Source organism: Agrobacterium fabrum str. C58 (assembly GCF_000092025.1).
Lineage (GTDB): Bacteria > Pseudomonadota > Alphaproteobacteria > Rhizobiales > Rhizobiaceae > Agrobacterium > Agrobacterium fabrum.
On the sequence record NC_003063.2, the window covers coordinates 1,445,768 to 1,469,278 of the forward strand.

18 protein-coding genes are annotated in these 23,511 nt (G+C 60.7%); 9 read left to right on the plus strand and 9 right to left on the minus strand.

Features of this window, described 5'->3' with window-relative positions; translation table 11 throughout:
* The first annotated feature begins 16 nt into the window (after positions 1 to 16).
* The 8 genes from ATU_RS20220 (at position 17) to ATU_RS20255 (ending at position 9,121) form a co-directional block, all read left to right on the plus strand.
* Entirely contained in the window at positions 17 to 1,069 is a 1,053-nt protein-coding gene (locus ATU_RS20220) for an NAD(P)-dependent alcohol dehydrogenase (RefSeq protein ID WP_010973745.1), read from the plus strand.
* A gap of 371 nt (positions 1,070 to 1,440) precedes the next feature.
* Complete coding sequence (locus ATU_RS20225) at positions 1,441 to 2,325, plus strand: helix-turn-helix domain-containing protein (protein ID WP_010973746.1); 885 nt, start codon at positions 1,441 to 1,443, stop codon at positions 2,323 to 2,325.
* A 97-nt stretch (positions 2,326 to 2,422) separates the two neighbouring features.
* Positions 2,423 to 3,334: an ABC transporter substrate-binding protein gene (locus tag ATU_RS20230; protein ID WP_006315917.1), complete on the plus strand. Its 912-nt coding sequence runs from the start codon at positions 2,423 to 2,425 to the stop codon at positions 3,332 to 3,334.
* Positions 3,335 to 3,405: 71 nt separating this feature from the next.
* The gene (locus tag ATU_RS20235) at positions 3,406 to 4,908 is read left to right on the plus strand and encodes a sugar ABC transporter ATP-binding protein (protein ID WP_010973747.1); all 1,503 of its coding nucleotides are present in this window, start codon (positions 3,406 to 3,408) and stop codon (positions 4,906 to 4,908) included.
* Positions 4,898 to 5,875, plus strand: coding sequence for an ABC transporter permease (locus ATU_RS20240; RefSeq protein WP_006315915.1), 978 nt, complete (start codon positions 4,898 to 4,900; stop codon positions 5,873 to 5,875). Before ATU_RS20235 ends, ATU_RS20240 begins: the two co-directional genes overlap by 11 nt.
* 39 nt (positions 5,876 to 5,914) lie before the next feature.
* Entirely contained in the window at positions 5,915 to 6,646 is a 732-nt protein-coding gene (locus tag ATU_RS20245; RefSeq protein WP_006315914.1) for an SDR family oxidoreductase, read from the plus strand.
* An 89-nt stretch (positions 6,647 to 6,735) separates the two neighbouring features.
* The gene (locus ATU_RS20250; RefSeq protein ID WP_010973748.1) at positions 6,736 to 8,346 is read left to right on the plus strand and encodes an FGGY-family carbohydrate kinase; all 1,611 of its coding nucleotides are present in this window, start codon (positions 6,736 to 6,738) and stop codon (positions 8,344 to 8,346) included.
* A gap of 49 nt (positions 8,347 to 8,395) precedes the next feature.
* Entirely contained in the window at positions 8,396 to 9,121 is a 726-nt protein-coding gene (locus ATU_RS20255) for an SDR family oxidoreductase (protein ID WP_006315912.1), read from the plus strand.
* Between the two features lie 85 nt (positions 9,122 to 9,206).
* On the opposite strand, the gene proP is transcribed toward ATU_RS20255, so the two are convergent.
* Together proP and ATU_RS20265 are read right to left on the minus strand one after the other, a co-directional pair.
* Positions 9,207 to 10,727 (minus strand): glycine betaine/L-proline transporter ProP, encoded by a 1,521-nt coding sequence (gene proP / locus ATU_RS20260; RefSeq protein ID WP_035257910.1) that lies wholly within the window; start codon positions 10,725 to 10,727, stop codon positions 9,207 to 9,209.
* A 165-nt stretch (positions 10,728 to 10,892) separates the two neighbouring features.
* The gene (locus ATU_RS20265; protein WP_006315910.1) at positions 10,893 to 11,189 is read right to left on the minus strand and encodes a PRC-barrel domain-containing protein; all 297 of its coding nucleotides are present in this window, start codon (positions 11,187 to 11,189) and stop codon (positions 10,893 to 10,895) included.
* Between the two features lie 264 nt (positions 11,190 to 11,453).
* On the opposite strand from ATU_RS20265, the gene ATU_RS20270 reads away from it, so the two are divergent.
* Entirely contained in the window at positions 11,454 to 12,590 is a 1,137-nt protein-coding gene (locus ATU_RS20270) for a polysaccharide biosynthesis/export family protein (RefSeq protein ID WP_035257912.1), read from the plus strand.
* Positions 12,591 to 12,598: 8 nt separating this feature from the next.
* Here ATU_RS20270 and ATU_RS20275 read toward each other — a convergent pair whose 3' ends face one another.
* The 7 genes from ATU_RS20275 to tssG form a co-directional block, all read right to left on the minus strand.
* Complete coding sequence (locus tag ATU_RS20275) at positions 12,599 to 13,504, minus strand: protein kinase domain-containing protein (protein WP_035257928.1); 906 nt, start codon at positions 13,502 to 13,504, stop codon at positions 12,599 to 12,601.
* Positions 13,491 to 14,906, minus strand: a complete 1,416-nt coding sequence (tagF, locus tag ATU_RS20280; RefSeq protein WP_010973754.1) for a type VI secretion system-associated protein TagF — start codon at positions 14,904 to 14,906, stop codon at positions 13,491 to 13,493. The genes ATU_RS20275 and tagF overlap by 14 nt, the downstream gene beginning before the upstream one ends.
* 82 nt (positions 14,907 to 14,988) lie before the next feature.
* Positions 14,989 to 18,468: a type VI secretion system membrane subunit TssM gene (gene tssM / locus ATU_RS20285; RefSeq protein WP_010973755.1), complete on the minus strand. Its 3,480-nt coding sequence runs from the start codon at positions 18,466 to 18,468 to the stop codon at positions 14,989 to 14,991.
* The gene (gene tssL / locus ATU_RS20290) at positions 18,465 to 19,970 is read right to left on the minus strand and encodes a type VI secretion system protein TssL, long form (RefSeq protein ID WP_010973756.1); all 1,506 of its coding nucleotides are present in this window, start codon (positions 19,968 to 19,970) and stop codon (positions 18,465 to 18,467) included. Before tssL ends, tssM begins: the two co-directional genes overlap by 4 nt.
* Complete coding sequence (gene tssK / locus ATU_RS20295; protein ID WP_010973757.1) at positions 19,967 to 21,307, minus strand: type VI secretion system baseplate subunit TssK; 1,341 nt, start codon at positions 21,305 to 21,307, stop codon at positions 19,967 to 19,969. The genes tssL and tssK overlap by 4 nt, the downstream gene beginning before the upstream one ends.
* A complete protein-coding gene (locus ATU_RS20300) occupies positions 21,297 to 22,496 on the minus strand; it encodes a type VI secretion system-associated FHA domain protein (protein WP_010973758.1) in 1,200 nt (399 codons plus the stop codon). The genes tssK and ATU_RS20300 overlap by 11 nt, the downstream gene beginning before the upstream one ends.
* Positions 22,497 to 22,506: 10 nt before the next feature.
* Positions 22,507 to 23,511 (minus strand): type VI secretion system baseplate subunit TssG, encoded by a 1,005-nt coding sequence (tssG, locus tag ATU_RS20305; RefSeq protein ID WP_010973759.1) that lies wholly within the window; start codon positions 23,509 to 23,511, stop codon positions 22,507 to 22,509.

The following is a 23,511-nucleotide window of genomic DNA, read 5'->3' on the forward strand; positions in this document are numbered from 1 at the left end:
AACCACGGAGGATGAGATGAAGGCACTGGTGCTGGAAGAAAAAGGCAAACTCTCGCTCAGGGATTTTGACATTCCCGGAGGCGCCGGGTCCGGTGAACTCGGACCGAAGGATGTGCGCATTCGCACCCATACGGTCGGCATCTGCGGCTCGGACGTTCATTATTATACCCATGGCAAGATCGGCCACTTCGTCGTCAACGCACCCATGGTGCTCGGCCATGAAGCCTCCGGTACGGTGATCGAAACCGGTTCCGACGTCACCCATCTGAAGATCGGTGACCGCGTCTGCATGGAGCCTGGTATCCCCGATCCCACATCGCGGGCCTCGAAACTCGGCATCTATAATGTCGATCCCGCTGTCCGCTTCTGGGCAACACCGCCGATCCATGGCTGCCTGACGCCTGAGGTCATCCACCCCGCGGCCTTCACCTACAAGCTGCCGGATAACGTCTCCTTTGCCGAAGGGGCGATGGTCGAACCCTTCGCCATCGGCATGCAGGCGGCACTGCGGGCGCGCATCCAGCCCGGCGATATCGCCGTCGTCACCGGTGCCGGTCCTATCGGCATGATGGTGGCGCTTGCCGCATTGGCGGGCGGTTGCGCCAAGGTCATCGTTGCCGATCTCGCTCAGCCGAAGCTTGATATCATCGCCGCTTATGACGGCATCGAGACCATCAATATCCGCGAGCGCAACCTTGCCGAAGCGGTTTCGGCCGCCACGGATGGCTGGGGTTGCGATATCGTCTTCGAATGCTCAGGTGCGGCACCCGCCATACTCGGCATGGCGAAACTGGCGCGACCGGGCGGTGCCATCGTGCTCGTTGGCATGCCGGTTGACCCGGTTCCGGTCGATATCGTCGGCCTTCAGGCCAAAGAGCTGCGGGTGGAAACGGTATTCCGTTACGCCAACGTCTATGACCGCGCGGTGGCCCTCATCGCCTCCGGCAAGGTTGATCTCAAGCCATTGATTTCGGCCACCATTCCCTTCGAAGACAGTATCGCCGGTTTCGACCGTGCGGTGGAAGCGCGGGAAACGGATGTGAAGTTGCAGATCGTCATGCCGCAATAAAAGACGAAGTCGGCCGCTGATGATTGAGCGGCAGATATGGTGCGGAAAAGTATGAGTGTAGCCTGCCGCCATCCGGCAGGCTACACGTCAAGATTTTACCAGATATCGACTCCGGTTGCGCATTGTTTCAGCGCATCACGCCAAATTGAGCGGAAAAATCGGCACTGTCGCCGCGTTTATAGTCAGTCCTATCGGACGACTCTTCAATTCCTGACAAAAAAAAGTCAAAAAAGTATCGGCAATTTCTTCGGCGTGATGTGGATGCAGGGATGCCGCACGCCATATGCTCCTCATCAACGCCTTGGACGAGCCATTAGAGGAAATGGCTCTCTCCGCAAATGCGGCGGACGCGACTGATGGGAGGAACCATGATGCAGCCCGATCTGGAACTGGTGCACATCCGCAAGGGCGAATCCTTCGCTGCCTGGCGGCATGGCTATCCGTTTCGCACCGTGCGCTGGCATTACCATCCCGAATATGAAATCCATCTGGTCGTCGCCACGTCGGGCACGTTCTATATCGGTGATTTCGTCGGTCGCTTCAGCCCCGGTCAGCTCATCATGACCGGTCCCAATCTCCCCCAGAACTGGATCAGCGAGATCGAGCCGGACGAAATCGTGCCGACACGCTCTCTCGTGATCCAGTTTCCGGAGAGCTTTATCGAAGATGCCTGCACCTCCATGGCCGAGATGGATGTGGTGCGGGCGCTGCTGGATCGCAGCCGCCGCGGTATTCTGTTCGACGACGAGACGAGCGACCGGGTTCGCCCGCTGGTGCTTCGGCTGATCGAAGCGCAGGGGCTGACGCGTCTGGCGCTTTTCTGGGAAATTCTCGATCTGCTGGTCAATGCGCCGTCTTCGGAAGTGCTGGCGAGCCTGAGCTACGAGCTTGATCTGACCGGCATTGGCGACAGCGGCATCAACCGCGCTTTGTCACATCTGCGCCAGCACCTGACCGAGCAGGTCGAGGAGATCGATCTCGCGGACATGGTGGGCCAGAGCCCGAGCGCCTTTTCCCGCGCCTTCAAGCGCCACACGGGCACGACGCTGGTGCGATATCGCAATCAGTTACGCATCGATCTGGCCTGCCAGATGCTTTTGGCGGATCAGGACGTGAAGGTGGCGGAGGTCTGCTATGATGTGGGCTTTTCCAACCTTTCGAATTTCAACCGGCATTTCCTGAAACTGAAGGGAATGTCACCGTCGAGGTTCCGGACCATTTTCGCAGCCCAGAAGGCAGCGGTTATGGCGGAGTAAACCAGCGACACAGCGCCGATTTTTACCAATTCGGGCAGAGGTCTGTCCGGAAACGGGCACCTGTTGCCCCAACTTTCCAAACGGGAGGAAAAGTGAGATGAAAATGAAATCCAAGTTTCTGATGGCGACAGCCGCAATTGCAATGATGGCCGCTCCGGCGCTGGCGCAGGAAAAGCTGAAGATCGGCATGACCTTCCAGGAACTCAACAACCCTTATTTCGTGTCGATGCAGGAAGCGCTGAAGGAAGCCGCCGCAAGCATCGGTGCTGACGTCGTCGTCACCGATGCCGGCCACGATGTCGCAAAGCAGATTTCTGACGTTGAAGACATGCTTCAGCAGAAGATCGACATCCTGCTTCTGAACCCGACGGACAGCGCCGGCATCGAAGCTGCTGTGCACGCCGCCAAGGCTGCCGGCGTGATTGTCGTTGCTGTTGATGCCAACGCTAACGGCCCGGTCGACACCTTCGTCGGCTCGAAGAACCGCGATGCCGGCTACAAGTCGTGCAAACATCTCGGTGACGCGCTCGGCGGCAAGGGTGAAGTCGCAATCCTCGACGGTATCCCGGTCGTGCCGATCCTTCAGCGCGTTGAAGGCTGCAAGGCGGCTCTCGCCGAATTCGCCGACATCAAGCTGGTCGACACGCAGAACGGCCGTCAGGACCGCTCCGTTGCTCTCGGCGTCGTTGAAAACATGATCCAGTCGCGTCCGAACCTCGCCGGCATCTTCTCGGTGAATGATGGCGGCGCGATGGGTGCACTCGCTGCTATTCAGGGTTCCGGCAAGGACATCAAGCTCACCTCGGTGGATGGTGCTCCTGAAGCTGTGAAGGCAATTGCCGACGGTGGCCCCTTCATCGAAACCACCGCGCAGTTCCCGCGTGACCAGGTGCGTGTCGGCCTTGCCATGGCGCTTGCCCAGAAGTGGGGCGCACGCGTTGTGCCGAAGGAAGTCCCGATCGACGTTATGGTCGTCGACAGCAAAAACGCCGGCGAGTTCAGCTGGTAAGAACTCCTCCCAGGCCCCGTCCCCATCTAGTATGGGGGCGGGGTTAAATCCCGACCATTGAGGAGGGTGAAATGCTGGAACTGAATGCAATAAGAAAAAGCTTTGGCAAGATCGAAGTCCTGCACGGCGTCGACCTTGAGGCGCGCGCCGGTGAGGTGCATGCGCTTCTGGGCGAAAACGGTGCCGGCAAGTCGACTTTGATGAAGATCCTATGCGGCATTTTGCAGCCATCGGAGGGAACGATCCGCATTGACGGCAAGGATCGCCGCTTCGCCAATTATGACGAAGCGATTGCCGCTGGCGTCGGCATCGTGTTTCAGGAATTCAGCCTGATCCCCTATCTCAATGCCGTTGAAAACATGTTCCTCGCCCGCGAAATTCGCGGGCCGCTGCGCCTTTTGAACAAGGGCGCGATGCGCAAGCGCGCGGCCGAAATCATGGGCCGGCTGGCCGTGGATGTGCCGCTCGACGTGCCGGTGCACCGCCTGTCGGTTGCCCAGCAGCAATTTGTCGAAATCGCCAAGGCATTGTCGCTGGATGCCCGCATTCTCGTGCTCGACGAGCCGACCGCGACGCTCACGCCCTCCGAGACAGAGCACCTGTTCAATGTCATGCGCGAGCTGCGCCGTCAGGGCGTGGCGATCATCTTCATTTCGCATCACCTCGATGAAATATTCGAGATCTGCGACCGCATCACCGTTCTTCGCGATGGCGAGTTGATTGGCTCCTGCCTGACGTCGGAGGTCGATAATGACCGTCTGGTGGAGATGATGGTCGGCCGGCGCATCGAAGCCAGCTTCCCGCCGAAGCCGCAGATCGATCCTTCCGCCGCAAAGGTGATCGAAGTCGAAGAGCTGCAATTGAAGAAGGGCGGCCCTGTCTCGCGCTTTTCGCTGCGCAAGGGTGAAATCCTCGGCTTTGCCGGGCTCGTCGGCTCGGGCCGCACGGAAACGGTGCTGGCCATGCTCGGTGCGCATTCCGCTTCGCGCCGCAAGATCAAGCTTGATGGTGTGGATACGCGTTTGTCCGGCCCCGATGATGCGCTGATGCGCGGCATCGGCCTGCTGCCGGAAAGCCGCAAGGAGGAGGGGCTGATCACCAGCTTCTCGATCCTGCAGAATATTTCGCTGAACAATTATCGTAAGTACCGCAAGGCCCACTGGTTCCTCGACCTCAAGAAGGAACTGGAGCACACGACGAAGGCCATGGCGCAGGTGCAGGTCAAGGCGCAGGGCCCCTATGCCCGTGTCGACACGCTGTCCGGCGGCAACCAGCAGAAGATCGTTATCGCCCGCTGGCTGAACCATGACATGCGCGTGCTGATCTTCGACGAGCCGACACGCGGCATCGACGTTGGCGCCAAGGCAGAAATCTATTCGCTGATGCGCGAATTTGCCGCCAGGGGTCATTCGATCATCATGATCTCCTCGGAGTTGCCGGAAGTGATCGGCATGTCCGACAGGGTCTGCGTCTTCCGCTCCGGCGGCATTGTCGCCACGGTCGAGGGCGAAGACATCAATTCAGAAACAATAATGACAAACGCCACCACCGGGAGAGTTGAACATGTCGCTTGATGCAAACACCGGCGTTGCCGCGAAAACGGGCGGTTTCAGTTTCAGTGCCATGCTGCGCTCGCCGCTCGCCCTGCCGCTGGCGGGTCTCATCGTCGTATCCATCCTCATGGGTCTTGCGAGCGACAATTTCTTCAGCGTCAACAACATCATGAACGTGCTGCGGCAGGTTTCCGTCGTTGGCATTCTCGCTGTTGGCATGACCTTCGTCATCCTGACCGGCGGCATCGATCTTTCGGTCGGTGCGGTCATGGCGCTGGTCGGCACGCTGTCGGCCGGCCTGATGGTGAATACGGGCCTGTCTCCCGCGATTGCCCTGCCGGCCGGCCTCTTCATCGGGCTCGGCATTGGCATCTTCAACGGGGCGCTGGTCGCTTGGGGCAGGATGCCGGCCATCATCGTCACGCTCGCCACCATGGGCATGGCCCGTGGCCTCGGCCTCATCTATTCCGGCGGCTACCCGGTCAGCGGCATTCCGAGCTGGATTTCCTGGTTCGGCGTTGGCCGCGTCGGCATCGTTCCGGTGCCCGTCATCATCATGGTGGTGATCTATGCGGTGGCCTGGGTGCTGTTGCAGCGCACAGCCTTCGGCCGCCACGTCTATGCGCTTGGCGGTAACGAACTGGCGGCCCGTCTTTCGGGTGTGAAGACCCGGCGCGTCAAGCTTGCCGTCTATGGCATCTCGGGTGTCACGGCAGCTTTCGCCGCCCTCATACTGACCGGTCGCCTGATGAGCGGCCAGCCCAATGCCGGCGTCGGCTTCGAACTGGACGCCATTGCGGCGGTCGTTCTGGGCGGCACGGCGATTGCCGGCGGCAGGGGCCTCATCCTCGGCACGCTCATCGGCGCGGTGCTGCTTGGCATCCTCAATAACGGCCTCAACCTGATGGGCATCAACCCCTATCTTCAGGATGTCATCAAGGGCGGCATCATTCTGTTGGCCATCTATATCGGGCGCGAATGGCGCTGAGCCGGCCCGGAAACACCTTCATAAACGCAGGAGAACTAAATGTCTGAATCGCTGCAAGGCAAGATCGCGGTCATCACCGGCGCCGCATCCGGCATCGGGCTTGCAACCACAGAAGCGCTCTTGGAACAGGGCGCAACCGTGGTCATGGTCGACTGGAACGAGAAAGCCTTGAATGATCTGGCCGCCAAGCTCGGCGAGCGCGCCATTCCGCAGGTGACCAACCTGCTCGATGCCGACAGCTGCAACGCGATGATCCCGGAAATCCTGGGGAAGGTCGATCATATCGACATTCTCTATTGTAATGCCGGCACCTATATCGGTGGTGATCTCACCGAAACGACGCCTGAAGCCATCGACAAGATGCTGAACCTCAACGTCAACGCCGTGATGAAGAACGTGCAGGCCGTCGTGCCGCACATGTCGGAGCGCAAGACCGGTGACATCATCGTCACCTGCTCGATCGCCGGCCACTTTCCGACCTATTGGGAGCCGGTCTATTCGGGCTCGAAATGGGCGATCACCAGCTTCGTGCAGGGCATGCGCCGCCAGATGATCCCGCACGGCGTGCGCGTCGCGCAGGTCTCTCCCGGCCCGGTCGTCTCGGCACTTCTGGCCGACTGGCCGGAGGAAAATCTCCGCAAGGCCAAGGAATCGGGCAGCCTCATCGATGCGAGCGAAGTGGCTGATGCCGTCGTTTATATGCTGACGCGCAAGCGCACCGTCACCATCCGCGACATGCTGGTCTTGCCGACCAACTTCGACCGCGTTTAATAATCTCTGGAGCGGCGGAAGAACCGGAAACGGTTCCGCCGCTTCAACCTGTTCAAGCACCGGATGATCCGCTCCGAGGAGTATCGCAAATGGCTTCCTATCTTGTTGGCGTCGATGTCGGGACCGGCTCGGCGCGGGCCGGTGTCTTTGATGTCGCGGGCAAGCTTCTCGCCACCGCCAAGCGCCCGATCAGCATGCACCGGGAGGATGGCGGCATTGCCGAGCAATCGAGCGCAGAGGTGTGGCAGGCGGTTTGTGATAGCGTTCGCGACAGCGTTTCACGCGCCGGTATCGATCCGGCGGAGGTTACCGGCATTGGCTTCGACGCGACCTGTTCTCTTGTGGTTCGCGGACCCGGTGACGTGACCCTGCCGGTAGGTGCTGCCGATCATCCCGAACGTGATATCATCGTCTGGATGGACCACCGTGCTGTCGAGCAGGCTGAACGCATCAACGCCGGCAAGCATGCCGTCCTGAAATATGTTGGCGGCCGCATTTCACCGGAAATGCAGACGCCCAAGCTGTTGTGGCTCAGCGAAAACAGGCCGGATATCTATGCCCGTGCCGAACACTTCTTCGACCTGACGGATTTTCTGACCTGGAAGGCCTCCGGGGCGCTTGATCGCTCCGCCTGCACGGTCACCTGCAAATGGACCTATCTCGCCCACGAAAACCGCTGGGATGCGGAATATTTCACCAAGATCGGCCTTGGCGATCTGGCGGAGCAGGGCTTTCGCCGCATCGGTGAAAGCGTGGTCCATCCCGGCACGGCACTGGGTAATGGCCTGACCGAAGAGGCCGCCAAGGCCATGGGTCTGGTCGCAGGAACCGCCGTCGCCGCTGGCCTGATCGACGCCCATGCCGGCGGTGTCGGTACGGTGGCTGCGGGTGGTGATGCATCACGATGCCTCGGTTATGTTTTCGGCACCTCGTCCTGCACCATGACGACCACCACTGAGCCCGCCTTTGTGCCGGGTGTCTGGGGTCCCTATTATTCCGCAATGGTTCCTGGCGCATGGCTCAATGAAGGCGGCCAGTCCGCCGCCGGTGCGGCCATCGATTACCTTGTGCAGTTGCACCCGGCCTTTGCCGAGGCAAAAGCGCTTGCCGACAAGGACGGCAAAGCATTGCCAGTCTGGCTTGCCGACCGCGCGCTCAGCCTCGCCGCATCCGCTTCCGCCGCAGTGAAGCTTGCCGAAGATTTTCATATGGTGCCGGAATTCCTTGGCAATCGCGCGCCCTTCGCCGATCCCCATGCTCGCGCCATCATTGCCGGTTATGGCATGGAGACGGGCGTGGATTCCCTCGTCGCGCTCTATGTGGCGGGGCTTCTCGGCCTCGGTTACGGGCTTCGCCAGATCATCGAAACACAGGCCCGCAACGGCGCGCCGGTGGAAACCATCAGCGTCAGTGGCGGAGCAGGCGCTCATCCGCTTGCCAGGCAGTTGCTGGCAGATGCGACCGGCCTCCCGGTTGAACTGACCGAATGCGAGGAGCCGGTGCTGCTTGGATCTGCCATGCTCGGCGCCGTTGCCGCTGGAACCTATCCGGACCTGATGGCTGCCATGCCGGCGATGTCGCGTATCGACAGCAGTGCAATGCCCGATCCCGATTTTCAGAAGATTCACCAGGCGCGTTACGACGCGTTTCTGGCGCTGCAGAATGCGGCGCGTGCCATTCGCTCCGCCAGCCATTCCTGATCGACAATCGCTTGGCCGCTATCTATGGCCGCAAAATAACGAGGATTCCATGCAGTTTTCCGGAAAATCCGTCATCATCACCGGCGCGGGCAAAGGCATCGGCCGCGCCTGCGCGCAACTGATGGCCGCGCGCGGTGCGGAAGTGGTGGCGATCAGCCGCACCCAGTCCGATCTCGACAGCCTGAAAAGCGAAATCGGTGGACGTTCGATCCGTGTCGACCTCGCAGACATCGCCGCCACCCGTGCCGCCATGGCGGAAGCTGGCCCGTGCGATTTTCTCATCAACAGCGCCGGCATCAACGTGCTGGAAAGCGTGCTAGACATGAGCGACGCCGGATATGAGGCGGTGCTCGGCATCAACCTGCGTGCTGCGCTCGTCACCTGCCAGGAATTTGCCCGCGGCCGCGTCGCAAATGGCGGCGGCGGTGCCATCGTCAACATCACCTCGATTGCCGGCCATCGCGGTTTTCAGGATCATTTGTGCTATGCGGCATCGAAGGCCGGGCTCGAAGGTGCAACCCGCGTTCTTGCCAAGGAGCTTGGGCCCCATGGTATCCGCGTCAACGCCGTCGCGCCCACCATCACGCTGACGGAACTCGCCGCCGAAGCCTGGAACGATCCCGAAAAGAGCCAGCCGATGATGGTTCGCCATCCGCTCAACCGCTTTGCGGAAGCGGAAGAGGTGGCGCAGAGCATCGCGCTGCTGCTATCTGACGACAGCAAGATGATTTCCGGCGCCGTATTGCCTGTTGATGGCGGTTTCCTCGCCGTTTGAGAACGCTGATTGCTAAAATCCACTAAAACGAATGCGCGGGGTGCAACACGCACCGCCGCGCATTTCATTTTAGGATGCAGCGTTGTCAGGTCAGGTCCGGATGACGCCCGACGAGTCCTTCGCGTTTGGTTTGTAGAATCTTCTTCTGCTCCTCCAGTTTAGCGAGTTCTTCGTCGATCTCTTCGACGCTTTTTTCGATATGCTGATATTGCTCCGCCAGAAGCGATTTCGCTTCCTTGCGGCTGGAGGCATTTGGCGTATCGCCATAAAGCGGCCGGTTGGCCGTTTCCTTCAGGAAGAAGGTCGTGACGATGCCAAAAACGGCTGCGACCATCAGGTAATAGGCCGGCATGTAGATGTTCTCGGTCACTTCCACCAGCCAGGCGGTTACCGTTGGTGTCAGCCCGGCAACGATGATCGAGATATTAAAGGCGATTGCCAGCGCGCTGTAGCGAATGCGGGCCGGGAAGAGGGCCGGCAAAGTCGAGGCCATGATGCCGATCAGGCAATTGAGCGCGACTGCGAGAATAAGCAGGCCGAAGAATATCTGGACGACCTGTCCGCTGGCGATGAGATGAAAAGCCGGTAGCGACAGAAAAAGGATCGCCGTGCTGCCAGCGGCGAGAAACGGCTTGCGGCCGATCCGGTCGCTCAGAAGCCCGATAGCCGGCTGGACGAACAACATGCCAACCATCACGGCGATGATGATGAGAACGCCGTGATCCTCGCTGTAATTCAGCGTCTTCGACAGATATGTCGGCATGTAGGTCAGCAGCATGTAATAGGTCACGTTGGTGACCAGAACCATGCCGATGCAGATTGCCAGTGAGCGGAAATGCTCTCTGGCGATTTCCGCTATCGGCACCATCGGCCGCTCTTTCAGCGATTGCCGGTCCTCCTCCTCGGCGCGCTGCAGGCGTTCGGTGAAGGCCGGAGTTTCTTCCGCGGCGTGGCGGAGATAAAGGCCGATGAGCCCGAGCGGCGCGGCCAGGAAGAACGGGATGCGCCAGCCCCAGTCGAGGAATTTCGCTTCCCCCATGGCGCTACTGAGCAGAACGACAAGCCCCGCGCCGAGCACAAAGCCGGCGATCGAACCGAAATCGAGCCAGCTTCCGAGATAACCGCGTTTTCGGTCCGGCGCATATTCCGCCACGAAGATGGCCGCGCCGGTATATTCGCCGCCGACGGAAAAGCCCTGAACGAGCTTGCAGAGCAGCAGCAGGATGGGCGCCCATATGCCGATGGTCGCATAACCCGGAATGAGACCGATGCAGAAGGTGCTGGCCGCCATGATGATGATGGTGAGCGAGAGGACTTTCTGGCGCCCGAACTTGTCGCCCATCGCACCGAAAAAAATGCCGCCCAGCGGACGGATAAGAAACGGCACCGAAAATGTCGCAAGTGCCGCCACCGTCTGAACGGCGGGGGCTGCATCCGGGAAAAAAACCTTGCCGACGGCATAAGCGACAAAACCGTAAACGCCGAAGTCAAACCACTCCATGGCGTTGCCTAGAGCGGCCGCTGTTACGGCTTTTTTGACCTTGTCGTCGTCGATAACCGTCACGTCATCGATGCTCAGCGGGCTGGCCTGAATCTGACTGTTCAATTGTTGTCCCCTTGAATGCCGCACAACCAATTATTGCGCGATGAAAATGCCTGACAGGCGCAAGCGTTCCATTTGGCGGCGGAAGCGGAGTGGGGGCGGGGAGTGCCCCATATAAACGAACGCCCGGCACATGGCCGGGCGTTAATGAAGTCTGGTGAGATGGGTTCAGTGACGATGCTCGGGCATCTCTTTCAGCTGATCCTTCGTCCAAGAGGTCACCGCGTGGACGTCGCCGTCTTCATCGCGCATGAAGTCAAGGTCGCTGAGCGGGACTGCGACCGGCTTCGCGCCGATGCCGAGAAAACCGCCGACATCGATGATGGCGGTGGTGGCGGCTCCGACACCATGGACATGGTCAACCTTGCCGACCTTATGGTCGTCTGCGCCATAAACGGTTGCCCCTTCGAGCACCGAGGGGGTGAGTTCCGTTTCAACGAGGCGTACGTGATTGGTATGGTCCATTGTTCTTCCTCCTGTCTTGGGTTGCACAAGACAAACTCCCGCACTGCAAAACCGTTCCATCCAATATTGCAGTCGGTGGAGGTGGGTTATTTCTCATCGGTGCATTGTTGGGGTTCGTAAGATAACCCTTCGGAAAAGGTTGCGGAATGGTCACACCTTTTCTTTGGAAGACAAGTTTTCGCTAAATTGCAACCGCTAAAGTTGTTGCGATGACGTGTTGGGATGTTATCTCTGCGTCAGGTTGAATCATCGAGGGGATGAGGGATGAAAAAGTTGGGTACGGTTTTGCTGATGGCTCTTTTGAGCGCCTGTGCAAAGCCATCTGACGGGCCGACCGCGGGCAATATCCGGTCTGCGACCTTCCCTCGAACCAACGAAAAAATCCCTGTTATCGAGCTGGCCAATGCACCGGCGGCCACGGTCTCTGCAGGCGGCATTCAAAGCGCTTCCGGTCCCGGCCTCACCGCGCTTCGCAACACCGGTTACAACGCCCAGAGATTGCGGCGTGGCGACGTGATCGACATCACCGTGCTGGACACGGGTGAAGACGGTCTTTTCTCTCCAACACAGAGCAAGACGCTCAATCTCGGCCGCTTTACCGTGGATCAGAGCGGTTCGGTCAATATTCCTTTCGTCGGCAAGCAGAGGGTTATCGATTCTACGCCTGAAGGGCTGCAATCGCAGGTCGTCGCCGGCCTCAAGGGCTCTGCCGTGAACCCGCAGGCCGTGGTTACCGTCGTCGACAAGCCGACGAGCGCCGTCATGCTCAGCGGTGCGGTGAAGACCCCCGGAAAGATCGTGCTCACCGCCCGTCAGGAGCGTGTACTTGACTCCCTCAACCAGGCTGGCGGTCCGACCGTCGCTCCGGGTGCGGCCAACGTTACGGTCGTTCGCGGCTCGCAGAGAGCCAGCGCGCCGCTTGACCGTATCATGCGGGAAGACCGTCAGAACATCCGCCTTTCACCGGATGATCAGATCATGATCGATGGCGACGCGGCAAGTTATACGGCGCTTGGCGCCTTCAAGAGCGCCGGTGAATTCCAGTTTGAAGCCGGAAAGCTGACCCTGGCGCAGGCTGTCGGCCGCGCCGGTGGCTTGCTGGATGACCGTGCCGATGCGCGCAATGTCTATGTGTTCCGCAACGAGATCGTTCAGGTTCCCGTTGCAAGGGCATCGGGCGCGAAAGGCCCGGTAGCGATGGCCACCAGCATGCGACCGGTGATCTATCACGTCAACATGCGCGACGCTTCGAGCATTGCGCTCATGCAGCTCTTCCAGATGCAGAAGGGCGATGTGCTGTATGCCAGCAATGCACCGCTGGTGGATTCGGCCAAGCTGCTGACCGTGTTCCAGAAGAGTGTGCCGACGGCGGCAGCCCCGCTGCCCGGCAGCGGCAACTGACGCCGGCGCTACAGAAGCTGTAGCGCTTCCGCCGCCGTTTGCGGACGTAGGGCAGGATCGTCGTGGCAACAGGCCTGCGCAAAATCTGCGAGGCGTTGCGGTGACTGCGCCTCATCCGTCGCGATCAGCCGCCGGGCGAGCCGTCCCACGGCGTATATGTCCTGATCCGGCTTTGCGGGTGCGCCTTGCCTTTGTTCCGGTGCCGCGAATTCAGGCGAGCCGGCAAAGCGCATGCCCTGTTCCGCGTGTTTCCGGCCAATCCGCAGGGCGATGCCGAAATCACCCAGTTTCGCCGTTTCGAAATTACCATCCGCCAGCAGAATATTGGCTGGCGTGACGTCGCAATGCACATATCCAAGTGCATGCATGGCACTCAGCCCTTCCAGCACGCGGCGAAGGATCGAGATCACCTGCGAGGCGGCGATCGGTTGTGTAGATACGATCGATGCCAGCGAGTGCGCGAACCATGGCTGCAAAAGGCCAGGCCGGCCATCGGGCAATCTCAGAAGCGCTGATGTTTCCGCAAGGCAGGGATGGCGCAGCGCGAGCCCGATCTTGGCCTCGTCCCGCAAGCGTTGCAGCAGAACAGCGTCGTCGCGACTGCCCGGTGGCACGGTTTTCAGCGCGTGCAGCGAGCCGAGATCGCGGTGGCGCAATTGTAGCAGAAGCGTCGTCTCGCTCTGGTAGGCTGTGCAATTCACGGCAAAGCTGTTCGCGATCCAGTCCGGTTTTTCGCCGGAAACGCCAGATGTTTTTCGATCCAACGCATTTCGGATCTGGTCGATCAGGTCTTTTTGCTCCTGATCGCTTCTTTCCCGCATGCCATCATGGCGAATGCTTCGCCATAGGTCGGAAAAACGTCCGGCTACCTCCGGATAGGCAGGCTCATCAAGTGGATGTCTAGCCTTGCTCACGCCGGTTTCCAATCACGATGGCGCTGACATTCTCACGGGCGTTTTCGATCAGCGCTTCCTGGACCAGGGCATTGGCGCAATCCTTGATCGGGGTGTTGAAGACGATCTCGGCAATGGCGCGTTCTCGGAGGATTTGTACGAGCGGGTAGCTGCACAGCAGTAGCCTGTCCTGCAAACCCCACTCATCGAAGACGATATCCGGCCGGAATTGCTGGGAAAGCCCGACACATTGCGAGAGCTGTTTTTTCATGCCGACAACGACGTGATCGCGCGAAAGCTGGTGCATGGTGCCGTTTTTCAGGAGATAGGCGCGCGCATCACCGGACCACAGGACGCTCAGCCTGTGGGCGATGATCGAGGCTATGACGACGCTGGCCATCGGCCTGCCATCGGCACCAGTCGCCTGACGGGAGAGGAGCAGGCTGTTGACGGTGCCGAGCTTTCCCCTGATCTGCTGTGCCATCATCTCCGGGTTTTCGGCATCTGGCGTTTCAGCAAGAATATTCGTGGCGAGGCGCGCGGCCTCTGCGGCGCTATGCGTATCGCCTTGTCCATCCGCTATGGCGAAGAGGGAAGGCGTCTGGGAAACGAACAGTGCATCCGCATTCAGGGAAAGCCGCGTTCCCGGATGTGTGGCATAGCTGTAGATGACAGATGACGGCTGTTCCGCTGGGTGGGCTGGCGCGGGTGTCACGGGCGGTATTTGCTGTTTTGTCTTCTCCTGCACCGTTGCCGGCGCCGGCGCTGCTCTTGAACCGTCCTCGTCGCCTTTGCCTGTCATGTCGCTGAAGAGGCGCAGAAAATCGGATGCTCTCGGCTTGCCGTCGAATTTGAGGCCGCGTGCACGGCGGCTGACGGGATCGATGTGCCACCAGAGGCTTGTCGGCGCGCGGCCGCGGACCATTTCCGGCGCGTCATCCTCGTCCCGCGGCTTCGGTAGGCGCAATTTCTTGATCGAGGCATTAAACCGGGACACGTCGAAATCGCCGGTCATCGATGTCTCGGCCAATGCCTCTACGGCCATGAACCAGGTGTCGTCGAGATAGAGTGTTCGCGGATGTCTGCGGAAGCCGTTGAGCTGGGCAATGATGGCAAGCGGATATTTACGGCCCACCCGGTCGGCGCTCGGCACCAGCACGCCGGCATAGGCGCAGTTTCCCCATATGCCGCTTTCGACGATGAAGCGTATGGGCGGCGACGACGAGAATATCTCTGTCCATCGGCCTGCGAACATATCCGCGCAGGCGTGCATGCCGGATCGCATCCAGTCGTCGAAGGTAGCGATCAATTCCCGCTCGAGCCCATCGGAAATGAAATCGCCATGGCTGGGGACCTTGCCGAAGAAACCGATGCGATCGCTTTCCGCCGCTGTTTGCGTGGACCTTGATGCCTGATCGGCCATCAGTTGCGATTGCCCACGGTGTTTTTCGTGCTTGCCTTCATCATAATCCCCTCTTTTGAAACACCACCGCCTCGTTCCGTCACTAGAACTGCGCAGGGCAGGCGAAGCTGGCAATCGCATCCAGCTTGAATGGATTGAGAACCGAGCCGAACTGAATATCGAACTCGGCAGCCTGGACGCCATTCTCAAACCGCACCCGCAACAGCTCACCCGACTGATTTTCGATATTGGCACCGTCAAACAGCCGGAAGGGCGACCAGTCGCCGTTTTCGGTCTTCGCCTGCTGCCAGCCGCCCGGCTGGAAGGCGATGCGCGACAGGCTCGCCGTGTTTTCGCGCGAGGGCCAGGTAATCGATTTCGCCTGGATCGGTCCATGATAATAAACGACCCGCTCGCCTTCGATTTCCAGCATCACCGCGCTGGAGGCATTGGTGAGCGAGACGGGTTTGACATTGATCGAAACCGTCGGCGTCTCGCTGCCATTCGGGAAAAAGGCGCGCGAAATCTTGTCGGCATTTTCGAACTGGGCGACGGCGCTGCTGGGAATGCCGGCGGCGCCGAAGGTGCCTTTCCAGCTCCATGGGGTCGTCGTCTTGTCGACAAACGGTTCCATGCGCTGTTTGAAGAAGCTCTGGAAAACCCCCGTCGGCGCGAAGAGACGGGTAAAATCCGCAATCGCGACATCGCGGGAGGAGGCTCGGTCGAAGGGATAACGACCGGTCACGATCGAGGAGCACAGGGAGGCTGAATCGGCCGTCCAGAGTTCGGCGATGCGGCTGCGTGCGGACTTGACCGCGAGCGAGCCGACATCCGCCGCCACGCCTGCCACCCAGACGTCGAGCGGTGCCGGCAATTCGCGTGCCTGCTGCAACAGATCCTGATTGGCCTTGGTGAGCTGGCTGTCCACGTCGAACACCTTGGCGACCTCATCGGAGGTGGTTGCCGAACGGGCAAGCTGTTCGTTCAGCAGCTTGAAATGCGCGAGTAACTGTTCCGATGGCGAACCACCGGTCTTGTCGCCATTGGGCTGCTCGCCCGTTGTAGCTGCGCCTTTCGTCGCCAGCATGTCGCGCAGTCTCGCATAGGGATCGGCCGCATTCACCGTAGCGGCCAGAACGGCTGCGGTTGCGTCTCCTTCCGCAGCGGAGGCGAGGGCGGCGGGGTTTGCTCCGGGGCGGAGATCGGTCGCCTCTGCGATCGATCTGGCAGCCTCCACCACGATATTGCGCTCATTGGCAAGAGCCCGTGTTGTCTCCACCGCGTCGCCGAGGCTCTGGGATGGTTTGACGCGCAGATCGGACAGCGTGTCGGCCCATATTTTCTCGAACCTGTCGAAATAGATTTGCAGCGCGGCCTGCGCCACTTGCTCGACAGTCGCACCCTTGATGGCATCGTCAGAACCGCGCACCCATCCTTCGGAAAGCGCGACGCGGGCCGCATGCGCGACCTGCGGGATGACAACGCGGCGATATCCATCGGCGGTGAAAAGGCCCTCTATCCCCTCGGCCATCGGCGCTTTGCTGCGACGCTCGAAAGCACGCTCCCCCAGCGGGCCGAAAGCCGTAGCGGGTGTCCATTCCATCAATTCCCGCACTTGCGGAAGGCCGGCGAGAATATCATAGGCGCGTGTGCCAATCGCCTGATCGCGGATGGTTTCGCGGGCGGTGGCGATGAGCCGCGCATCGAGCTCGATCGGGGCGAGCACGCCGTCAGCGAGCGCCTTTGCATGCTGGTCAAGCGCTTCTCTCGCCGCCGCCCTTCCGTCACCGGGATAAAGGGATGCGAACATCTGATGCGTCTGCGTGGTCAGGAAATCGCGGTCCAGACCACCCATCCCGCCCAGCATTCCGTAGAGTTTCAGCGAATTGAACGTGCGGGTGACATCCTTTTCGTCCTTCAGCTGCTTTTGCAGCTGCACGATCATGCGCGGCAGCAGAAGGGCGTTGAGTGCGCGCTGATAGGCGTCACGCTGCCGGCCGGCAATCTTGTCTTCCTGATCAAGACCGAAGCTGACATTCCACACGCGTTCGCGGGCAAAGCCGGAATTGACATCGCGCAGATTGTCGAGCGCGGGGAGGATCCGCAGGAAATCGGCGTCCGCGACCTCGCGCACGGGAATTCCCTGAACGAGCTGCTCATAAGCGCCAAGTTTGCGATCCGCTTCGGCCAGCGCCTGCGTATTGGCGAAATAGGTGAAAATCCAGCCGGTGAAGACGATGGCGACCGCCGTGGCGGATACGGCATAAGCAATGCGCCGCACCAGCAATTGCCGCCGGGAAAGGCGCTTGTCACGCGTCACCAGGGCGGCTTCAGGGAAGATGACGTCCTTGAACAACCGCGACAGGAAATAGCTGCGGCGGGTTCTGGATGCCGCGGGAGATTTTTCCGTTTCCGGCTGCGTTCCCGACGCGAAATAAACGCCGCGCAGAAGCGGCGCCTCGATGAGAGGCGAACTTGCGCAAAGTTCGGCAAGGGCCTCGTGCAGGCGATCTTTCAGCCGCGCGAGTTCGGCTGGAAAACGGAAGATACGGCCGCGTATTTCCGCATTCTGCTCCTGCTGCAGGCGTTCGATCAGCATGGCATCGACCCGCTGCTGTAGCAGTTCGAATTCTTCCGTCAGACGCTGCGGCAGGTTTTCGGCGGAGTAGCTCTCATCCAGCTTGAAGGTGGTGCCCCACACCTGCTGGCGGTCGGTCTTGTTGAATCCATCGAAAAATTCCACGAAACCATGCAGCAGGTCGGCTTTCGTCAGGACGATATAGACCGGAACGCGGGCATGCAGATATTCGTCAAGTTCCGAAAGACGCTGGCGGATGGAGCGCAGCTCCTGCCGCTGTTCTTCGGGATCGCGGTTGAGCAGATCGGGAATGGACAGCGTGACCAATGCGCCATTGATCGGCTGCGAACGACGATATCGCCTCAAAAGGCCAAGAAAGCCTTCCCAGCCGGCCTTCGAGGAACCGTCGAGGTCATCCTGGGTGGTATAGCGACCGGCAGTGTCGATAAGGATCGCCTCGTCCGCGAACCACCAGTTACAGTTGCGCGTGCCACCGATACCCTTCACCGCATTTTCACCGAGCGCATCGCCAAGCGGAAATTGCAGGCCGGAATTGGTCAGCGCCGTCGTCTTGCCGGAGCCGGGTGCGCCGAAGATCACGTACCAGGGCAAGTCGTAAATGTAACCGAAGCGCTTTTTCGTGACGCGCCGCAAGAGCGCGAGCGCTTCTTTCAGGCGGGTCTGGATTTCGCCGATTTCCGCCTGCCGATTGGCCAGCGCCTCGCGCTCGATACTGTCGACGAGTTCCTTGTCCTGTTTGCGGCCGCGGTAGATCGTGACGATGATGTAGACCAGCCAGACGGCGACGATGATGCCGATGGCGATGAGCCGCGCCTGCACCGTTCCAAGCGGTTTGAAATCGCCGAGCGCGATCAGATAGCCGTAGAACCAGACGACGACGCAGAGCGCGATCACCCATAAAAGCGAGAGGAAACGCCGGCCGACGAGGGCCGCATAGCTCTCGACATAGGAACGGATCGTATAAAAATAGCTCAATGGATTCATGGCTGGGCCTCTCCCGGCTGCTGTCCCGAACTGTTCTCTATGGGCGGCGAGAGAATGCCGGCGTCGCTCAGTTTTTCATCGGGATTGGTCAGGACCATGATTTCTGTTCTGCGGTTTATCTGGCGGCCTTCTTCCGTTTTGTTGTCGGCGATCGGGTCGCTGTCGGCTCGGCCTTCGGTCAGGATTGCGTCGGGGCCGGTGAATTGTGAAAGAATGTCTCCGACCGCCTTGGCGCGCGCCTCGGAAAGGTGCCAGTTCGATGGAAACTCCACCGTCTTGATCGGCACGGTGTCGGTATAACCGATGACGACGGCGCGGAATTTTTCAGCCGCAAGCGCACCGCCGATACGCTGGATGAGATCGCGGAACTGCGGGCTGACATCGGCGCTGCCTGTCGTGAACAGGCCCGAATTGTTGATGCGAACCCGCAGCCGCCCGTTCACATCCGCAAGGGTCACAAGCTTCTTGTCGACTTCCGGCTGCAGGAAGGCCATCAGCTTTTCAAGCCGGGAGGGTTGTCTCGGCGCCACCGTCTTCGGCGGCTCGACAACCCTGGGAATTTCGACTTGCGCCGGTGGGTGGGGCGGCGGGTTCGAGATCAGCACGCTCGGCGTCTCGGTCGGCGGCAGATGGGCAAGCCTTTCGAAGGTGACATCGGATGCGTTGTTGAGCGATAGCGTGAAGAAGAGATAACCAAGCGCGAAGGCGAGTGCCATCAGCGACAGCAGGGTCCACAGCGCGGTCATCGTCCGCAGTGGCGTATGGCGGGCATCGACGCCTTTCCAATGTGGAGAAAGCTCCCGCTCGAAGGTGCCATATTGGCCGATCAGCGTCTTGTAGAGACTGTCGCGGATGCGTGAAAGCTCCAGTGCCCCTTTCGATGAAACGCGGGTGCGTCCTTCGAAAGCCAGCGACAGGCACAGATAGATCAGCAGCAGCAGATCCTTGTTGGCGCCGGGCGACTGGTGGAAATGGTCGAGAATGTCGAAAACCCGGTCGCCACCGGTCACGTCATTGTGGAAGGTGGAAACGAGGCCGGAGCGCGCCCAGCCGGCCCGCACACCCCAGGGCTTGCTGAGAACGACATCATCCACGGTTGCGCAGACGACGTAATGCGCCGCTCTTGCCCGCTCGGGGCTGATGCGGGCGGAAGCGAGATCGCGCTCATAACGGGTGATCGCCTCCACGCAGGCGCGGCGAAGCTGGTCGGGGTCCGGCTCGGCATCGCTGAAGCGCAGCAGATGTGCGAGGTTGAGAAGGGGAGCCGCCGATTGCACAAGTGTCGGCACCTCCTCTCCGCCGAAGTGGAAACCGGTCAGCAGCTTGTCGACCGGTAGGGTGGCCACTTTCCCCCTGGCGGGGCGAGCCTGCTCGTCGGTCTCGACGATGTCTTCGAGGATCGCCGCCATGTTGCGGGCGTTCTGGTTGCGCCGGCGGCTTTCCTCGGTGATCTCGACCACCGTCGGCAAATCCTGCCAGGAAGAGGGGTTGTCCGTGCTCATTCGCGTAACGCCCACATTTCCATTTCAAGCCCGGGGAACTCGCCCGCCAGATGCAGGGCAATGGCACCTGAGGTATCAAGCTGTTTCCAGAGCGGCGACTGCGTGTCGATCTCGAAATAGACGGTGCCGGATCGATAGGGCAGTTGCCGCGGCAGGACCGGCAGGGACCGCACGGGGATGCCCGGCAGCGCCACATTGACCAGTTCGGAAATCCGTTCCACCGGTCCGACCTTGATCTGTGCCGGCAGGCGGCGGCGAATATCCTCGGCGGCCATATCCGCGCGCACGGCCAGCACGAAACCAGCATCGCGCAGAAGCGTGCGGTCGTGGATGGTGCCGACGCGGACGCCATGGCGGCGTTCCACCAGTTCGATTGCCACGGCTGCCTGCTCCAGAACTGCCGACAGCGAGGTGCGCAGATCATCAAAGACAGCACCGAAGGTGGCTTTCAGATCTTCGTGCCGGTAGGGCGGGAAATCCGTCGCCCGCTTCCTGTCCGTGGTGAAGGTGGCAAGCTCTCCGGCAAGCTGGATGCAGTCTTCGTAAAAGCGGATGGGGTGAAAACGTGTGGCGTTGGCACCGCGATGCGCGAGCAGCGGATCGGCCCGGTTGAGGATCTGCAGAAGGAAATAATCGCCCACTTCCGCCGTTCCCCGGATCGTCGGGTCGCCGATGCGTTCGGCAATCGCCTGGGCCCGGTGGCGCACGATCCCCAGAAGCTCCGTCAGCAATTCGTTGAGGCGGGGCGCTGCTGCACAGCTGAGGCTTGGAGGAATGAAATCCGGATCGAGGATGACCGCACGGTCGGAGCGGACTTCGATCACCCGCGCCAGCCCGATGAGATCGTAACCGGAAAGATCGTCACCGGTTTTGAGGAATTTCAGGCTGAGGCGGCCGACGTCGATCGGGGCCACGAAATCCGTTTCGATATTGGTGTCGGTGACTTCATAGCTCGAGGCGGTGAAGCGCACATTGTTCGTGTCATTGCGGCCGCTGGTGGACATATCCGCCTTGCCCGGCTGCCGGGCCGGCAGGGCAAGATAGATGATGGCGTTCTTGACGCTTTCATCGAGATCGAGCGGCGGCGGCAGGTCGGAATCCTCAGGTGCCTCGAAGGGTGTGCCGTCGGGAAGCACGCCGCGCAGGTTCGACAGCGCGAATTGCCCTATCGATAATGCGCTGCGGTCCACACCGATCTCGGCGATGCCCCAGGGGTAGGGCGAAAGGTTGCGCGTGGTGTTGCGCACCAGACGTTCGGTCCAGCGGTCGGATTGCTGAAAATGCTGAACGCGAAGAAACATGCCCTCGCTCCAGGCAACACGGTTCTCATGTCTCATCGTGGTTGTTTACCCCCTTGGCATCGGCCGCGGTCGCGTCAGTCTCCCGTGCGGACGCGGCTTCACCACGCGCTGCCCGCTGCAGGAACTGCCTGACCGGCAATGGACGGCCGTTTTCTTCGAATTGTTTTTTGTAAGCCGACCAGTAGTCGGTCTTCATGACCAGCCCCTGCCAGTCTCTGCGCCCGATCTTCGCGCGAAAATCGTTGCCGGCATCGACAGCGGCCTCAAGAAGCCGGGGCTCGAGTTTCTGCGTGCAGCCATGCATGAGGGTTTCGAGCGAGGCGGCAAGACGGCGCTGCTGGCCAATGAGCGTTTCCATTCGCTCGCTGAGGGATGGTGCCGGGCCTTGGCCGGCATGATCGCTCTCAATGTCGAGGATGGCCAGGCAATCGGCACTTTCCCTTTCCAGTGCCGTCAGAAGATCGCCGATCTCCTGTGCGGTCGCCGTGTCCGCGGGCAATCTGCCCTGGCGGATCGGGTCTTCGTCTGTATCCGGGAAAACGCTGTCAAAATCCCGGTCATGCGAAGCCGAGACCGGACGTGAGATCATGACCGGCGTGTTCAGCGCATCGGTATGTTCGTGGTCGCTGCTTGCAGCCGGCTCCGTATCCCAGTCATCAGGCAGAACAGTGCCAATTCCCTGCGCAGAGGGCGGTTCGCTCCAGCCGATCTCGACGTTGCGCGAAATGGACTTCGCCTTCCGGCCCGCGCTTTCGCGCCGTGTTTCCGGCCAGTCATCGGCGGCGGCGGTGTTGCCCAGCAGGCCGCCGGCAGAACGGCCGTTCGGGGCGATATCGGCAAGGATCGCCGAAATGGTCAGCGTCTCGTCACTCATCTTCAGCGAGGCGTCGGGATCGGAAAAATCGAGCTCCGCATTGCCGCTGATGGCGACCTCGAAAATCTGCCCGCCGATATTGATCTGCGAACCGTCCCGAAGACGCGCGCTTTCGCCCTCAAGCAACAGACGGCCATCGACGAGCGTGCCGTTTGCGCTCTGGTCGAGGATGATGAAACCTTCGCCGTCGCGGCTCAGCGTGCAATGCAGCTTGGAAACGCGCCGCTCATTGTCATCGATCTGCCAGTCGCAATCACGAGACCGGCCAATTGCGCGGCGGCCTCGCTCGAAGCTCCACTGGCCGGCTTTTCCCGTCCCGATGTTCCGTGTGTTCTTGAGTGCAAGCTTCATGTCCTGGCCCTCACACGGAAATAGCCGAGCCTTCGCGCTCGGTCACAACAGCATCGGCGCTGTCTTTTTCTGCGGGTGCCACGCGGGCCCAGCTGTTCCAGCCGAGACGGGCGGGCGCATCGGACTGGCCGAGGCGGCAAAAGGGAATGTCCTCCTTTTTCAGGATCACCTGCACATCGAAATGCAGCGCGCTTCCAACGAACAGGCGCGTCAGCGCGAATATTTCCGCAAGCCGCTTCGATCCGGGCGTCAGGGCCAGATAGTCGGCATAGCCGACGGGGCCGATCACCACCCGGAAGCCGCCGCTCATATCTTCGACAGCGCTTCCTGCCGTCGTGTTCTGCCCCAGCCTCAGTCCGGAGGCCTGTCCGAGCTGGCTTTGTTCGTGAAGCGGCAAAGCCACCCAGCGCCGCCGAAACTGTTCGACCGTGACCGGAAGCGCGGTGAACTCGCACAGCATGGAGGTGAGCGCGCTGACATTTCGGTTGCGGCTGGCCAACAGCCCGCTGAAACGCAGAAGTGTGTCTTCGGCAACGCCGGCCTTCTGTGCCAGTCCCGTCGTCCTGAACCCCGTCAGCGCCAGCAGGGTTTTGCGGAAACCGTTGTCCTGTTCCCTGGCCGACCAGCGCAGGCCCCTTGCGAGGCGATATTTCTCCGTTGCGGCGACGAAAAGCTCGCTGAACCTTGCCGCGAACAGATTGAAGAAGCTCGCGAGCGCCGCGGAACGATTACGTTCTTCCCGTTGCAGCAATTCGCCATAGGCCGGCGGCAGCGACCCAAGCGGACCGACGATCGGGGCGAAGGCGGATTTCAGTTCGGCATGGCCGCGCTTTTGATTAAAACCGCTGACCGCGAGCGGTGTCGGCTGTGTGCCGCCATGAGCACCGATGACGACCCCGTCATCCGCTGCGACGAATTGGGCAACACGAAACGCGGTGGTGGGTTCGAAACGGCCGGGATCGTCGCTGAGAAGCGCGGCCTGCCGGTCTTTTATGGTTGGCATTTGCTGGTCCAT

What these genes read in the sequence shown, in the direction of transcription:
- ATU_RS20220 (WP_010973745.1), top strand. Translation starts at nt 17, where the DNA reads ATGAAGGCACTGGTGCTGGAAGAAAAAGGCAAACTCTCGCTCAGGGAT.
- ATU_RS20225 (WP_010973746.1), top strand. Translation starts at nt 1,441, where the DNA reads ATGCAGCCCGATCTGGAACTGGTGCACATCCGCAAGGGCGAATCCTTC.
- ATU_RS20230 (WP_006315917.1), top strand. Translation starts at nt 2,423, where the DNA reads ATGAAAATGAAATCCAAGTTTCTGATGGCGACAGCCGCAATTGCAATG.
- ATU_RS20235 (WP_010973747.1), top strand. Translation starts at nt 3,406, where the DNA reads ATGCTGGAACTGAATGCAATAAGAAAAAGCTTTGGCAAGATCGAAGTC.
- ATU_RS20240 (WP_006315915.1), top strand. Translation starts at nt 4,898, where the DNA reads ATGTCGCTTGATGCAAACACCGGCGTTGCCGCGAAAACGGGCGGTTTC.
- ATU_RS20245 (WP_006315914.1), top strand. Translation starts at nt 5,915, where the DNA reads ATGTCTGAATCGCTGCAAGGCAAGATCGCGGTCATCACCGGCGCCGCA.
- ATU_RS20250 (WP_010973748.1), top strand. Translation starts at nt 6,736, where the DNA reads ATGGCTTCCTATCTTGTTGGCGTCGATGTCGGGACCGGCTCGGCGCGG.
- ATU_RS20255 (WP_006315912.1), top strand. Translation starts at nt 8,396, where the DNA reads ATGCAGTTTTCCGGAAAATCCGTCATCATCACCGGCGCGGGCAAAGGC.
- ATU_RS20265 (WP_006315910.1), bottom strand. Translation starts at nt 11,189, where the DNA reads ATGGACCATACCAATCACGTACGCCTCGTTGAAACGGAACTCACCCCC.
- ATU_RS20270 (WP_035257912.1), top strand. Translation starts at nt 11,454, where the DNA reads ATGAAAAAGTTGGGTACGGTTTTGCTGATGGCTCTTTTGAGCGCCTGT.
- tagF (WP_010973754.1), bottom strand. Translation starts at nt 14,906, where the DNA reads ATGGCCGATCAGGCATCAAGGTCCACGCAAACAGCGGCGGAAAGCGAT.
- tssM (WP_010973755.1), bottom strand. Translation starts at nt 18,468, where the DNA reads ATGAATCCATTGAGCTATTTTTATACGATCCGTTCCTATGTCGAGAGC.
- tssL (WP_010973756.1), bottom strand. Translation starts at nt 19,970, where the DNA reads ATGAGCACGGACAACCCCTCTTCCTGGCAGGATTTGCCGACGGTGGTC.
- tssK (WP_010973757.1), bottom strand. Translation starts at nt 21,307, where the DNA reads ATGAGACATGAGAACCGTGTTGCCTGGAGCGAGGGCATGTTTCTTCGC.
- ATU_RS20300 (WP_010973758.1), bottom strand. Translation starts at nt 22,496, where the DNA reads ATGAAGCTTGCACTCAAGAACACACGGAACATCGGGACGGGAAAAGCC.
- tssG (WP_010973759.1), bottom strand. Translation starts at nt 23,511, where the DNA reads ATGGACCAGCAAATGCCAACCATAAAAGACCGGCAGGCCGCGCTTCTC.